This is a genomic window from Modestobacter sp. NPDC049651 (assembly GCF_040659695.1).
Classification (GTDB): Bacteria; Actinomycetota; Actinomycetes; order Mycobacteriales; family Geodermatophilaceae; genus Modestobacter.
The window spans coordinates 380,392-394,714 of the sequence record NZ_JBFAOG010000002.1; the positions used below are offsets into that span (position 1 = coordinate 380,392).

12 protein-coding genes are annotated in these 14,323 nt (G+C 75.4%); 11 read left to right on the top strand and 1 reads right to left on the bottom strand.

The annotated features are described in order from the left end of the window. The first annotated feature begins 69 nt into the window (after positions 1-69). The 10 genes from AB0J00_RS05135 (at position 70) to ligA (ending at position 13,123) form a co-directional block, all read left to right on the top strand. A complete protein-coding gene (locus AB0J00_RS05135) occupies positions 70-858 on the top strand; it encodes an ABC transporter ATP-binding protein (protein ID WP_357741102.1) in 789 nt (262 codons plus the stop codon). Between the two features lie 60 nt (positions 859-918). After that, the gene (locus AB0J00_RS05140; RefSeq protein ID WP_357741105.1) at positions 919-1,704 is read left to right on the top strand and encodes an enoyl-CoA hydratase-related protein; all 786 of its coding nucleotides are present in this window, start codon (positions 919-921) and stop codon (positions 1,702-1,704) included. Continuing rightward, entirely contained in the window at positions 1,701-2,819 is a 1,119-nt protein-coding gene (locus tag AB0J00_RS05145) for a PLP-dependent cysteine synthase family protein (protein WP_357741107.1), read from the top strand. Before AB0J00_RS05140 ends, AB0J00_RS05145 begins: the two co-directional genes overlap by 4 nt. Positions 2,820-2,938: 119 nt before the next feature. Continuing rightward, positions 2,939-3,718 (top strand): electron transfer flavoprotein subunit beta/FixA family protein, encoded by a 780-nt coding sequence (locus tag AB0J00_RS05150; protein WP_357741110.1) that lies wholly within the window; start codon positions 2,939-2,941, stop codon positions 3,716-3,718. A 28-nt stretch (positions 3,719-3,746) separates the two neighbouring features. After that, positions 3,747-4,709: an electron transfer flavoprotein subunit alpha/FixB family protein gene (locus tag AB0J00_RS05155; RefSeq protein ID WP_357741111.1), complete on the top strand. Its 963-nt coding sequence runs from the start codon at positions 3,747-3,749 to the stop codon at positions 4,707-4,709. Between the two features lie 119 nt (positions 4,710-4,828). Next, a complete protein-coding gene (locus AB0J00_RS05160) occupies positions 4,829-6,016 on the top strand; it encodes a cysteine desulfurase family protein (RefSeq protein ID WP_357741114.1) in 1,188 nt (395 codons plus the stop codon). Between the two features lie 79 nt (positions 6,017-6,095). Beyond that, on the top strand, positions 6,096-7,196 hold the full coding sequence (gene mnmA / locus AB0J00_RS05165) for a tRNA 2-thiouridine(34) synthase MnmA (RefSeq protein WP_357741117.1): 1,101 nt from the start codon (positions 6,096-6,098) through the stop codon (positions 7,194-7,196). Positions 7,197-7,388: 192 nt separating this feature from the next. Beyond that, positions 7,389-9,797: a bifunctional metallophosphatase/5'-nucleotidase gene (locus AB0J00_RS05170; protein WP_357741120.1), complete on the top strand. Its 2,409-nt coding sequence runs from the start codon at positions 7,389-7,391 to the stop codon at positions 9,795-9,797. Then, positions 9,781-10,839: a methionine synthase gene (locus tag AB0J00_RS05175; RefSeq protein ID WP_357741123.1), complete on the top strand. Its 1,059-nt coding sequence runs from the start codon at positions 9,781-9,783 to the stop codon at positions 10,837-10,839. The genes AB0J00_RS05170 and AB0J00_RS05175 overlap by 17 nt, the downstream gene beginning before the upstream one ends. A gap of 91 nt (positions 10,840-10,930) precedes the next feature. Next, on the top strand, positions 10,931-13,123 hold the full coding sequence (ligA, locus tag AB0J00_RS05180; protein ID WP_357741125.1) for an NAD-dependent DNA ligase LigA: 2,193 nt from the start codon (positions 10,931-10,933) through the stop codon (positions 13,121-13,123). A gap of 9 nt (positions 13,124-13,132) precedes the next feature. Here the strand turns inward: ligA and AB0J00_RS05185 are convergent, their stop codons facing one another. Continuing rightward, on the bottom strand, positions 13,133-13,795 hold the full coding sequence (locus AB0J00_RS05185; protein WP_357741128.1) for an ACT domain-containing protein: 663 nt from the start codon (positions 13,793-13,795) through the stop codon (positions 13,133-13,135). Positions 13,796-14,023: 228 nt separating this feature from the next. Between AB0J00_RS05185 and gatC the strand changes: the two genes are divergently transcribed. Next, positions 14,024-14,323, top strand: a complete 300-nt coding sequence (gatC, locus tag AB0J00_RS05190; RefSeq protein WP_357741131.1) for an Asp-tRNA(Asn)/Glu-tRNA(Gln) amidotransferase subunit GatC — start codon at positions 14,024-14,026, stop codon at positions 14,321-14,323.

Consider the following 14,323-nt stretch of genomic DNA (forward strand, 5'->3'; position numbering starts at 1 on the left):
GGGTCGGTGGGCGGCGGGCAGGGCGGGTCGGTGCGGCAGCCGGCACCCCCGGGTTGGTTGGATGGGCGGGTGCAGAACGAGCCGGTCGTCGAGATCCGTGGCGTCGACGTCGTCCGGGGGCAGGCGCACCTGCTCCGCGGGGTCGACTGGACCGTGCGGGCCGACGAGCGGTGGGTGCTGCTGGGGCCCAACGGCGCGGGCAAGACGACGCTGCTGCAGCTGGCGTCGGCGCAGATGCACCCCACCCGCGGTGAGGTGACGCTGCTGGGCGAGACGCTCGGCTCGGTCGACGTGTTCGAGCTGCGCCCGCGGATCGGGCTGACCAGCGCGGCGCTGGCCCAGCGGATCACGCCGTCCGAGCGGGTCGGCGACGTCGTGGTCAGCGCCGGGTACGCCGTGGTCGGCCGGTGGCGGGAGCGCTACGACGTCCACGACCTGACCCGGGCCGCGATGCTCATGCAGCAGTGGGGCGTCGCCGCGATGGCGCACCGGCCGTTCGGCACGCTGAGCGAGGGCGAGCGCAAGCGCGCCCAGATCGCCCGGGCCCTGATGACCGACCCGGAGCTGCTGCTGCTCGACGAGCCCGGCGCGGGCCTCGACCTCGGCGGCCGGGAGGACCTGGTCGCCCGCCTCTCGGACCTCGCCCGCGACGCCTACGCGCCGGCGCAGGTGCTGGTCACCCACCACGTCGAGGAGATCCCGCCCGGCTACACGCACGCCCTGCTGCTGCGCGGTGGCCAGGTGCTCGCGGCCGGCCCGGTCGGTGACGTGCTCACCGCGCCGCTGCTGTCGGAGACGTTCGGGCTGCCGCTGGCGGTCTCCCGGGACGCCGGCCGCTACAGCGCCCGCCGCGCCTGAGCCGGGCCGGGCCATAGGGTGCCGGGGACGAGGACGTCGGACCCCCAGCAGGAGGCAGGCATGGCAGCGCCGGAGTTCGTCACCCTGGAGGTCGCCGACGGCGTCGGCACCATCCGGCTGGACCGCCCGAAGATGAACGCCATCGACGAGCAGCTGCACCGGGAGGTGCGGACCGCGGCGATGGAGGCGACCGAGCGGGCCGACGTGCGGGCGGTGGTGCTCTACGGCGGTGAGCGGGTGTTCGCCGCCGGCGCCGACATCAAGGCCATGTCCCAGCTGACCGGCGCGAGCATGGTCGCCTGGGGCCGGGAGCTCACGGTGTCGTTCACCCAGGTGGCCAGGATCCCCAAGCCGGTCATCGCCGCGATCACCGGCTACGCGCTGGGCGGCGGCTACGAGCTCGCGCTGTGCGCCGACTTCCGGGTGATGGGCGCCGGCGCGAAGGTCGGCCAGCCGGAGGTGCTGCTCGGGGTCATCCCGGGCGCCGGGGGCACCCAGCGGCTGGCCCGGCTGGTGGGTCCGGCCAAGGCCAAGGACCTGGTGTTCACCGGCCGGCACGTGAGCGCCGAGGAGGCGCTGGAGATGGGGCTGGCCGACGCGGTGGTGCCGGACGACGAGGTCTACGCGACCGCCGTCGCCATGGCGCGGAAGTTCGCCGCCGGCCCGCCGCTGGCGCTGGCCGCCGCGAAGCAGGCCATCGACGAGGGGCTCGACGGCCCGCTGGCCGCGGGTCTGGAGCTGGAGAGCCGGCTGTTCGCCGGGCTGTTCGACACCGAGGACCAGCGGACCGGCATGCGCTCGTTCCTGGAGAACGGCCCGGGCAAGGCCACCTTCACCGGCCGATGACGGCCACCGACACCGGCCGGTCCGACGTCGACCGGTCCGACCTCGCCGGCCGCGCCTGGGTGGACCGGGCCGTCGCGCTGGTCGAGGCCGACGCGCTGCGCAGCGCCGACACCCACCTGCTGGTGCACCCGCTGCCGCCCGAGTGGGGCGTCGACCTGTACCTCAAGGACGAGTCGACCCACCCGACGGGCAGCCTCAAGCACCGGCTCGCGCGCTCGCTGTTCCTGTACGCGCTGTGCTCGGGGCAGCTGGTCGAGGGCAGCACCGTCGTCGAGGCCTCGAGCGGGTCGACCGCGGTCAGCGAGGCGTACTTCGCCCGGATGCTCGGCCTGCCGTTCGTCGCGGTCATGCCCGCCTCGACCAGCCCGGAGAAGATCGCGCTCATCGAGTTCCACGGCGGCCGCTGCCACCTGGTGAGCGACCCCTCGACCGTGTACGCCGAGGCCCGGCGGCTGGCCGCCGAGTGCGGCGGCCACTACCTGGACCAGTTCACCCACGCCGAGCGGGCCACCGACTGGCGGGGCAACAACAACATCGCCGAGTCGGTGTTCGAGCAGCTCGCGCTGGAGCGCCACCCGGTGCCGGAGTGGATCGTCGTGGGCGCCGGCACCGGTGGCACCAGCGCCACGATCGGCCGGTTCCTCCGCTACCGGCGGCACCCCACCCGGCTGGCCGTCGTCGACCCGGAGAACTCGGCGTTCTTCGGCGGCTGGGCCGACGACGACCCCGCCCACGTGACCGGCCGGCCCGGGCGGATCGAGGGGATCGGGCGGCCCCGGGTCGAGCCGTCGTTCGTGCCGACCATCGTCGACCGCATGCTGCGGGTTCCCGACGCGGCCTCGCTGGCCGCGATGCGGCACCTGGAGCGGGTCACCGGACGGCGGGCCGGCGGCTCGACCGGCACCAACCTGTGGGGCGCCTACCAGCTGGTCGCGGAGATGGTGGCGGCCGGGCGCACCGGCAGCGTCGTCACCCTCCTCTGCGACGGCGGGGAGCGCTACGCCCACACCTACTACTCCGACGACTGGCTGGCCGCGCAGGGGCTCGACCTCGCGCCGCACACCGCCACGCTGACGCACTTCGCCGCCACCGGGGAGTGGCGCCCGGCCGGCTGACGCCGCCGCTCCACCCTCCCTCCCACCCGGGTGTTACTGGTGGGTAGCCTCGATGATCGGCAGGCGGGCGCACCCGATCGCCCGAGCCCTCGAACCACTCCGCGGAGGTTGGTCTGACGATGGACATCGTCGTTCTGGTCAAGCAGGTCCCCGACTCCGGCGGTCAGCGCGCGCTGGACCCGTCGGACAACACCGTCGCCCGCGCCGCAGCCGACAACGTCATCAACGAGATGGACGAGTACGCCATCGAGGAGGCGCTGACGGTCAAGGAGGCCCAGGGCGGCGAGGTCACGGTGCTGACCGTCGGCCCGGACTCCGCCACCGACGCCATCCGCAAGGCGCTGTCGATGGGTGCGGACAAGGCCGTGCACGTCAGCGACCCGGCGCTGCACGGCTCCGACGCGCTGCAGACCAGCGCGGTCATCGCCGCGGCGCTGCAGCAGCTGCAGTACGACCTGGTGCTCTGCGGCGCCGAGGCCACCGACAGCCAGATGAGCGTCATGCCGGCGCTGCTGGCCGAGCGGCTGGGGCTCCCGCAGCTGTCCGGTGCCCGCAAGCTGACCGTCGAGGGCACCACCGCGCGCGTCGAGCGGCAGGCCGACGGCGGCTACTGGCTGCTGGAGGCCCAGCTGCCGGCGATCGTGTCCACCTGGGACACGATCAACGAGCCGCGCTACCCGTCCTTCAAGGGGATCATGGCCGCCAAGAAGAAGCCGGTGCAGACCCTGACCCTGGCCGACCTCGGCATCGACCCGTCGACCGTCGGCCTGGCCGCGGCCGGCAGCACCGTCGTCGACTTCGCCGGCCGCCCGCCGAAGGGCGAGGGCGTGAAGGTCGCCGACGAGGGCGACGGCGCCGAGAAGCTCGTCGGCTACCTCGCCGAGCAGAAGATCGTCTGAGCGCAGGATCGAGGAGGAGACAGAAGTCATGGCAGAGGTCCTGGTCCTGGTCGAGCTCAACCCCGCCGGCCCCGGCGTCCGCAAGACGACGCTGGAGGCCCTGACCGCCGCCCGCGCGCTCGGTGAGCCCTCGGCCGTCGTCGTCGGCGCCCCCGGCACCGCTGCGGCCGTGAAGGACGCGCTCGCCGAGTACGGCGCGGCGAAGGTCTACGTCGCGGAGTCCCCGGAGGTCGACGACTACCTCGTCGCCCCCAAGGCCGAGGTGCTCGCGCAGCTGGTCGGCTCCGCGTCGCCGGCCGCCGTCGTGATCCCGTCCTCCCCGGAGGGCAAGGAGGTCGCCGCGCGCCTGGCGGTCAAGACCGGCAGCGGCTTCCTCACCGACGTCACCGCGATCGAGGCCGACGGCACCGCCACCCAGGTGGTCTTCGCGGGCGCGACGATCGTGCACTCGAAGGTCACCACCGGCACGCCGATCTACACGGTGCGCGGCAACTCGGTCACCCCGCAGCCGGCCCCGGCCGCCGCGGCCGAGGAGACGGTGGCCGTCGCGCTCACCGACGCCGCGAAGGCCACCCGGGTGGTCGACCGCGTGGTGGAGCAGAAGAGCAACCGGCCCGAGCTCACCGAGGCGTCGATCGTCGTCTCCGGCGGCCGCGGCGTCGCCAGCGCGGAGAACTTCTCGCTCATCGAGGCGCTGGCCGACTCCCTCGGTGCCGCCGTCGGCGCGTCCCGCGCCGCGGTCGACTCCGGCTTCTACCCGCACTCGTTCCAGGTGGGGCAGACCGGCAAGACCGTCTCGCCGCAGCTGTACATCGCGGTGGGCATCTCCGGCGCCATCCAGCACCGGGCCGGCATGCAGACCTCGAAGACGATCGTCGCGGTGAACAAGGACCCGGAGGCGCCGATCTTCGAGCTCGCCGACTTCGGCGTGGTGGGCGACCTGAACACCGTCGTCCCGGCGGCGACCGAGCAGATCACCGCCCGCAGGTAGCAGCGCGTCCCGGGCGCCGGTCCTCCGCGGAGGCCCGGCGCCCGTCGCGTGCCCGGACCGCTCCACTGGGCGGGAGCGCGTCGGTGCCGCCCCGGACCGGCGCCTACGCTGGGAAGGCCATGACCTACCTCGACCACGCGGCGACCACGCCGCTGCTGCCCGCGGCGCTGGCCGCGATGACCGAGCAGCTCGGCCGCGTCGGCAACGCCTCGTCGCTGCACGCCAGCGGCCGGGAGGCCCGCCGGGTCGCCGAGCAGTCCCGCGAGCGGATCGCCGCCGCGGTGGGCGCCCGCCCGTCGGAGGTGCTGTTCACCGGGGGCGGGACCGAGGGCGACAACCTCGCCGTCAAGGGGCTCTTCTGGGCCCGCCGGACCGCCGACGCCCGGCGCCGCCGGGTCGTGGTGAGCCCGGCCGAGCACCACGCGGTGCTCGACAGCGTCGAGTGGCTGGAGAAGCACGAGGACGCCGAGGTCACCTGGCTGCGCGTCGAGCCCAGCGGCCGGGTCACCCCCGAGGCGCTGGCCGAGGCGCTCGGCGACGGCACCGACGTCGCGGTCGCCAGCGTGATGTGGGCGAACAACGAGATCGGCGCGGTCAGCGACGTCGCGGCGCTCGCCGCGGCCGCGCACGCGGTCGGCGTGCCGTTCCACACCGACGCGGTGCAGGCCGTGGGCCAGCTGCCGCTGGACTTCGCCGCCTGCGGCGCCGACGCGCTGACCATGACCGGCCACAAGCTCGGCGGCCCGGTGGGCGCCGGGGCGCTGCTGCTGCGCCGGGACGCCGAGTGCACCCCGCTGCTGCACGGCGGCGGCCAGGAGCGCGACGTCCGCTCCGGCACGCTGGACGTGGCGGCGATCGTCGGGCTGGCCGCGGCCACCGAGGCCGCCGTCGGCGACCGCGCGGCGCGGACCGCCCGGGTGGCGGCGCTGCGCGACCGGCTGGTCGCCGGGGTGGTCGAGCAGGTGCCCGACGTGCAGCTCAACGGACCCGCGCTGGACGACGTGCTGCCCGACGGGACCCCCGGCCGGCTGCCGGGCAACGCCCACCTGTCGTTCCCCGGCGCCGAGGGTGACGCGCTGCTCATGCTGCTGGACGCGCGCGGCATCGAGTGCTCGACCGGCTCGGCGTGCAGCGCCGGCGTCGCGCGGCCCAGCCACGTGCTGCTGGCCACCGGCGCCGACGCGGCCCGGGCGCGCAGCTCGCTGCGGTTCAGCCTGGGCCACACCTCCACCGACGCCGACGTCGACGCGCTGCTCGCGGTCATCGCGCCGGTCGTCGAGCGCGCCCGCCGGGCGGGGCGCGGGTGAGGCGACAGCGAGTGAGCATCGCAGCGAGCGCCAGCGAGCGAGGAGCGGAGCGAGCGCGGAGCCGAACGGTGGGAGCAGCATGAGGGTCATCGCCGCGATGAGCGGGGGCGTGGACTCGGCCGTGGCCGCCGCGCTGGCGGTGGAGGCCGGGCACGACGTCACCGGCGTGCACCTGGCGCTGTCGCCGGACCGGCAGACCCTGCGCAGCGGCGCGCGCGGCTGCTGCAGCGTCGAGGACGCGCACGACGCCCGCCGGGTCGCCGACGCCCTCGGCATCCCGTTCTACGTCTGGGACCTGGCCGACCGGTTCCGCGAGGACGTCGTCGAGCCGTTCGTCGCCGAGTACGCCGCCGGCCGGACGCCGAACCCGTGCCTGCGCTGCAACGAGAAGATCAAGTTCTCCGCCGTGCTGGACCGGGCGCGGGCGCTGGACTTCGACGCCGTGGTCACCGGCCACCACGCGCGGCTGGCCGAGGGCGAGCTGCGCCGCTCGGTGGACGCGGCGAAGGACCAGTCGTACGTGCTCGGCGTCCTCACCCGGGCGCAGCTGGCCGGGGCGGTGTTCCCGCTCGGCGGGATGACCAAGGACCGGGTGCGGGCGATCGCCGCGGAGCGCGGGTACGCCGTCGCCACCAAGCCCGACTCGCACGACATCTGCTTCGTCTCCGACGGCGACACCCGCGGCTTCCTGGCCCGGCGGCTGGGCGAGCAGCCCGGCCCGGTGGTCGACGCCGCGACCGGGCAGACGCTGGGCACGCACTCCGGTGCCTACGGGTTCACCGTGGGCCAGCGTCGCGGGCTCGGGGTGACCGCGGGCGACCAGCGGCCCCGCTACGTGCTGGGCATCGAGCCGGTGTCCCGCACGGTGACGGTCGGGACCGCCGAGCAGGCGGAGGTCGACGAGGTGCTCACCGGCCCGGCGAGCTGGACCGGCCCGGTGCCGGACCTGCCGCTGCGGGCGGAGGTGCAGCTGCGCGCCCACGGGACCCCGGTGCCGTGCACGGTGACGGCCGACGGTGCCGGCGGGCTGCGGATCGAGCTTGACCTGCGGCAGCGCGGGGTCGCCCCCGGTCAGTCGGCGGTGCTGTACCTGCCGGACGCCGAGCGGGGCGACCTGGTGCTCGGCCAGGCCGCGGTCCGCGCCGCGCGGGACCGCGTGCGGGAGACGCTCCCGGTCTGAGCGACGCCAGGGGAGGCGTCGGTCGCCGGCGCGCGCCCCGGTGGCGCCCGCCGCCCGGTTGCGGTGCGGTGAACGGGTGGCGGCCGGTCACATCCGGCACTTGGGCATCGCCCAGGGAAGCGTTAGCGTGCCGTGACGGACCGGTTCCCCTCGGGAGCGGTCCGACCCGCCGACGCCGTCCCTGGAGGCCCCGTGCGCCGAACGCGCCTGTCACTCGCAGCACTGGTGGTGGCGTCGTCCGCCGTCCTGGGGCTGCCCACCGCCGCACTGGCCGACGACGCCGCGCCGGCGCCCGCGGTCGCGCAGCCGGACGCCGGGGCGGTGCCGGCGGACCAGCCGGCCGCGGACGGCCCGGCTGCAGAGGCCCCGGCCGCTGACGTCCCGGCTGCCGAGTCCGCACCGGCGCCCGCGACCGACGGTGCACCGGCGGCCGCCGCCGAGCCCGCGCCCGAGGTCGCCGAGCCCGCGGCCGCCGAGGCGCCGGTCGCCGCGGCGGCGGCAGGCGACGTCGTCCAGCTGGTCACCATGAACGACTTCCACGGCCGGATCAGCCCGCAGAGCGGCGGTGACGGCACGCTGATCACCGATCCCGGTCCCGACGGCGCCTACGGCACCGCCGACGACGTGAGCCAGACCGTCGGCGGTGCCGCGAACATCGCCACCACGCTGGCCGGGCTGCGCACGGACTTCGGCGGCCCGGCGGAGAGCTCGTTCTTCGTCGGCGCGGGCGACCTGGTGAGCGCCTCGCCGTTCAACTCCAGCGTGTTCAAGGACGAGCCGACCATCGAGGTGCTCAACGCCCTCGGCCTGGACTTCTCCTCGGTCGGCAACCACGAGTTCGACCGCGGCATCGACGAGCTGAAGCGGATCTCGGGCGCCACCGACGCGTACGAGGCCGCCCACGGCGGCGCCGTGACGGCGTGCCAGGGCGTCACCGCGGAGGACGACGGCTGCTTCACCGACAGCACCGGTCACCCCTTCGCCGGCGCGGACTTCCCGTACCTGGCGGCCAACGTCGTCGACACCGCGTCCGGCGAGCCGGTGCTGCCGCCCTACGAGGTGGTCACCGACGCCGCGGGCAACAGGATCGGCCTGATCGGCGTCGTCACCGACGACACCCCGAACATCGTCAGCCCGGACGGCGTCGCCGGCCTGACCTTCGGCGACGAGGCGGCGGCGGTCAACCGCTACGTGCCCGCGGTGGAGGCGGCCGGCGCCGAGGCGATCGTGGTGATGATCCACGAGGGCGGCACGCAGGAGGCCGGCAACGGCCTCACCTCCTGCGGGCTGGCGCCGGACTCGCCGATCCTGGCGATCAACGCCGCCATCGACGCGGAGGTCGACGCGATCGTCAGCGCGCACACGCACGTGCCCTACGACTGCACGCTCCCCGACCCGGCCGGCCAGCCGCGGCTGGTCACCCAGGCCGGCTTCTACGGCAAGGCGCTCACCGACGTCCGGCTCACCCTCGGGGCGGACGGCGACGTCGACCGGGCGCTGTCCACGGCGACCAACGTGCCGGTGCTGCGGACCGCGCCCGACCCCGCCGTGCAGGCGGTCGTCGACTACTGGGACGGTCGCGCGGCCGAGGAGGGCAGCGTCGGCGTCGGCTCGCAGACCGCCGACCTCGACCGGGCCTACCGCGGTGGGACGGCGGTCCGCGACGCCGAGTCGGGTCTGGGCAACCTGGTCGCCGACGCGCAGCTGGCCTACGCCCGGAGCGTCCCGAGCCTCGGCGGCGACGACGTCGACGTCGCCTTCATGAACCCCGGCGGGCTCCGCGCGGACATCAACTGCGCCTCCAGCGGGCCGGCCGACCCGGACGGCAACGTCACCTTCGCGGAGACCTTCGCGGTGCAGCCGTTCAGCAACACCGTGAACACCGTCGACCTCACCGGGGCGGGCATCGAGCAGGTGCTCGAGCAGCAGTGGGCCACCCGCAGCGGCTCGAACGCGATGCTGCACCTGTCGGTGGCCGGGCTGACCTACGAGTTCGACGCCCGCCGTGCGGTCGGTGACCGGGTCGACCCGGCGTCGGTGCGCATCGGCGGTCAGCCGCTCGACCTCGCCGCGACCTACCGGGTCGCCGCCAACTCGTTCCTGATCGCCGGCGGCGACAGCTTCGCCGCCTTCGTCAGCGGGCGGCCCAGCGGCGCCGCGGTGGTCACCGGCGCCAACGACGTCGACGCGTTCGACGACTACGTCCGGGCCCACTCCCCGGTGAGCCCGCCGGCGCTGGACCGGGCCGTCTCCCTCGACCCGGCCAACAGCTGGGACGACGACGGCTCGGGCACCGGCACCTGCAACCCGTCCGCCGGCGGCTCCGGCGGTGGTGGCCAGACCGGCGGTGGCGACCAGACCGGTGGTGGCGCCGGCCAGCCGGACGCCGCGGCCCCGGTGCAGGGCGTCGTCCCGGTCGCCGGCCCCGCGCCTGCCGCAGCACCCGTCGCGGCCCGGGTCGCGGGCGGCTGGGACGGCGACCGGCTGGCGCACACCGGGGTCCCGGCGGCGCAGCTGCTCGGCGCCGGTGGCGTCCTGGTGGCGGCCGGCGTCGTGCTGACCGCCGCGGGCTACCGTCGGCGGCGTGGCCTCCCCGAATGACCTGCCCGACGACCGCGGGCTGGTCCTCCCGGACCCCGCGGACGACCTGACCCCGGAGCCGGCCCCCGCACCCTGGGGGCCGGCCACCGGGGTCGGCTCGCTGCCCGGCGACGACCCGGTCGAGGCGCTGCGCACCGTCACCGGTGAGCTGCCCGACTTCCCGCACCTGCCCGAACTGCCGGGCCGGGGTGCGGGCGCCGACCTGATCGGCCGCACCGCGGCCCTCCTCGTCGACATCGCCGTCGACCTCACGCCGGCCGGCTGGCGGCTGGTCGACCGCGGCGGCGCCGACCTGCGCCGGGCCCGGGAGACGCTGGCCCGCGACCTCGACGCGCTCCACGACGTCGCCGACCGCTACACCGGCCCCTTCAAGGTGCAGGCCGCCGGCGTCTGGACGCTGGCCGCGGGGCTGGAGCGGACCCGCGGCGACCGGGCGGTCATCGACCCGGGTGCGCGCCGCGACCTGGCCCAGTCGCTGGCCGAGGGGATCGGCCGGCACGTCGCGGAGGTCACCGGGCGGGTGCCCGGCGCGCGGGTCGTCGTCCAGCTCGACGAGCCGTCGGTGCCCGCCGTCCTCCGGGGTGCGCTGCCCACCGCCAGCGGGTTCGGCAAGCTGCCGGCGGTCGAGGCGAGCACGGTGGAGGAGGAGCTCACCGCGCTGGTCGACCGGATCGGGCAGCCGGTCGTCCTGCACTGCTGCGCGCAGCGGGCGCCGCTGGAGCTGTTCCGGACGGCGGGCGCGGCCGCGCTGTCGTTCGACCTCGGCCTGGTCCAGGACCTCGACGCCGTCGGCACCGTCGTCGAGGACGGCGCCCACCTGCTGCTCGGCGTCGTCCCGGGCACCGACGCGGCGCTGCCCGCACCGAAGGCGACCGCGAGCCGGGTGCAGGCGTTCTGGCGCGAGCTCGGGTTCGCCGCCGACGAGCTGCACGAGCGGGTCACGCTCACCCCGTCGTGCGGGCTGGCCGGCGCGACGCCGGGCTACGCGCGCCGGGCGATGGGCCACGTCCGCGAGGCGGCGAAGTTCCTCCTGCCCGAGTAGCCCGCCGCCCCGCCGGTCGTGGTCGCCGCTCGATCCGGTGACGGTGCCGGGTGCGCCGTTTCCCGTCGTACCCGGCGGATACGGTCAGTCCGTGAGCACGCAGGACGACGTCGTGGAGCTGGACGCGGTCGACGGACCCGACCAGCCGCAGGTCGCGGCCGGGGTGGAGCGCGAGGACCTCACCGAGGTCCCCGACGACGCCCGCACCCGGCACCGCGACCTCTCCGAGGAGCTGGACCGGTACGCCTTCGCGTACTACGTGCAGGACGCGCCGCTGGTCAGCGACGGCCAGTACGACGAGCTCATGGGCGAGCTCAAGGCGATCGAGGCCGCGCACCCGGCGCTGGTCACCCCCGACTCGCCGAGCCAGAAGGTCAACGGCGGCTTCGGCGCCACCTTCGCCCCGGTCACGCACCCCGAGCGGATGCAGAGCCTGGACAACGTCTTCTCCTCCGACGAGCTGTCCTCGTGGGCCGACCGCGTGGCCCGCGACGCCGGCGCCGGGGTCAGCTGGCTGTGCGAGCTGAAGGTCGACGGCCTGGCCATCGACCTGGTCTACGAGCGCGGCCGGCTGGTCGGCGCCGCCACCCGCGGGGACGGCGTCACCGGGGAGGACGTCACCGCGAACGTCCGCACCCTGGCCGTCGTCCCGCAGCAGCTCACCGGCAGCTACGAGGACGGCGACGTCCCCGAGTTCCTGGAGGTCCGCGGCGAGGTCTACTTCCCGGTCGCCGCGTTCGCCGAGCTCAACGCCGCCCTCGTCGAGTCCGGCAAGGCGCCCTTCGCCAACCCGCGCAACGCCGCGGCCGGCTCGCTGCGGCAGAAGGACGCCCGGGAGACCGCGAAGCGGCCGCTGAGCATGGTCGTGCACGGCATCGGCGCCCGCCGCGGCTTCGAGCCGGCGACCCAGTCGGAGGCCTACGCGAAGCTGCAGGAGTGGGGGCTGCCGACCAGCGCCCGCTACGAGGTGGTCGGTGACCTCGAGGCGGTGTGGGCCTACATCGAGCGGTACCGCGAGCAGCGGCACTCGGTCGAGCACGAGATCGACGGCGTGGTCGTCAAGGTCGACCAGGTCGCGCTGCAGCGCCGGCTCGGCAGCACCAGCCGCGCCCCGCGCTGGGCGATCGCCTTCAAGTACCCGCCGGAGGAGGCCACCACCAAGCTCCTCGACATCCGGGTCAACGTCGGGCGCACCGGCCGGGTCACCCCGTTCGCGTACATGGAGCCGGTGAAGGTCGCCGGCTCGACCGTGGGCCTGGCCACCCTGCACAACGCCAGCGAGGTCAAGCGCAAGGGCGTGCTCATCGGCGACACCGTGGTCATCCGCAAGGCCGGCGACGTCATCCCCGAGGTGCTCGGCCCGGTCACCGCCGCGCGCACGGGCGACGAGCGGGAGTTCGTCTTCCCCACGCACTGCCCCGAGTGCGGCACCGAGCTGCGCCCGGAGAAGGAGGGCGACGCCGACATCCGCTGCCCGAACGCCCGGTCCTGCCCCGCCCAGCTGCGGGAGCGGGTCTTCCACGTCGCCGGCCGCGGCGCCTTCGACATCGAGGTGCTCGGCTACGAGGCGGCGATCGCCCTGCTGCAGAGCAACCTGCTCACCGACGAGGGCGACGTGTTCTTCCTCGACGAGGAGAAGCTGCGCGAGGCGCCGTTCTTCACCCGCAAGGACGGCGAGCTCTCCGCCAACGGCCGCAAGCTGCTCGCCAACCTGCAGACCCGCAAGGACGTCCCGCTGTGGCGGGTGCTCGTCGCGCTGTCGATCCGGCACGTCGGCCCCACCGCCGCCCAGGCGCTGGCCCGCGAGTTCCGCTCGATCGACCGGCTCATGGAGGCGGGGGAGGAGGAGCTCGCCGCGGCCGAGGGCGTCGGGCCGACCATCGCCACCGCGGTGCGCGACTGGTTCGCCGTCGACTGGCACCGCGACGTGGTGGAGAAGTGGCGGGCCGCCGGCGTGCGGATGGCCGACGAGGGCACCGACGCCGGCCCCGGCCCGCTCACCGGCGTGACCGTCGTGGTCACCGGCTCGCTGCGCGACTTCAGCCGCGACCAGGCCATCGCCGCCATCCAGGAGCGTGGCGGCAAGGTCACCGGCGGGGTGTCGAAGAAGACCGGCTTCGTCGTGGTCGGTGCCGACCCGGGCAGCAAGTACGACAAGGCCGTCCAGGTCAAGGCCCCGGTCCTGGACGACGACGGCTTCACCGTGCTGCTCGAGCAGGGCCCGGACGCCGCCCGCGCGGTCGCCACCATCGGCGACGGGACGGCGCCCGCCGAGGAGGGCTGACCGGGCGGGTCAGCCGTCGGCGGGCAGCCGGGCGACGGTCGCGGCCAGGCCGGTCAGGTGCGCCAGCCGCAGCAGCTCCGAGCGCCGGAACGCAGGCCCGCCGGAGCGGCCGAGCAGCACTGCCGTGCCGTCGTCACCCAGCGGCGCGGCCATCATCTCCACGGCCAGGTCCTGCCACCGCTCCGGCACCCACGCGTCGTCGCTGGGCAGCAGCCGCGGCGAGGTGAGCGGCAGCCACGGCATCGGCACCGCCTCCAGCGCGGGCGCGGCGTCCGACGCCGCGAGCACCCGCAGGTCGCCGTCCGCACCGGTCAGCACCGCCGCCCAGCCGCTGCGGAACACCCGGGGCAGCTCCGCGGCCAGCACCTTCGCGGTCGCCCCGCCGGGCGCCAGCGCCTCCAGCAGGTCCAGCTCGCGGTGGGTGTCCATGGGGCCGGAGAACGGCCGCAGCGACTCCACCTCCACCCCCGGGACGGAGGTGGCCGCGGTGATCAGGCTGTCGGCGACCCGGTCGGCGGGCAGGTCGACCACGATGTCGTCGACGGCGACGCCGCCGCCGCGCTCGAGCACGTCGACCGACACGATGTCGATCCCGGCGTCGCCGAGCGCCGTCGCGACGGCGCCCAGGATGCCCGGCCGGTCGGGCACGACCAGGCGCAGGAGATGGGACACGGTTCCCCCCCGGTTCCGCAGAGCTGTCGATCGGGGTGTCGATCGAGTGGTGACCGTCCCGTGCGATCGGCGTCGATCCGGGTTCCCGGGCAGCTTCCCGCATGACCTGCCCCCCGGCCAAGCCCGCCCGGCGTCCCGGCCGGCGCCCGGCCGGAGGCCGCCCACGTACAGTTGACCCGCCGTTCCAGGCGCACTGACGATCGACGACGGATGGGGTCCCACGGCAGCATGAGCAGCATCTCCCGGGAGGACGTCGCGCACCTCGCGCGCCTGGCTCGGCTGGCGGTGACCGAGGAGGAGCTCGACCTCTTCGCCGGCCAGCTCGACGTGGTGCTCAACTCGGTGGCCCGTGTGCAGGAGGCCGCGACCGACGACGTCCCGCCGATGTCGCACGCCGTCCCGCTGACCAACGTCCTGCGCCCCGACGAGGTCGTCCCGAGCCTGCCGCGCGAGGCCGTGCTGGCCGCCGCGCCCGCCGCCGAGGACGACCGGTTCCGCGTGCCGCGCATCCTGGGGGAGGGGGCGTGA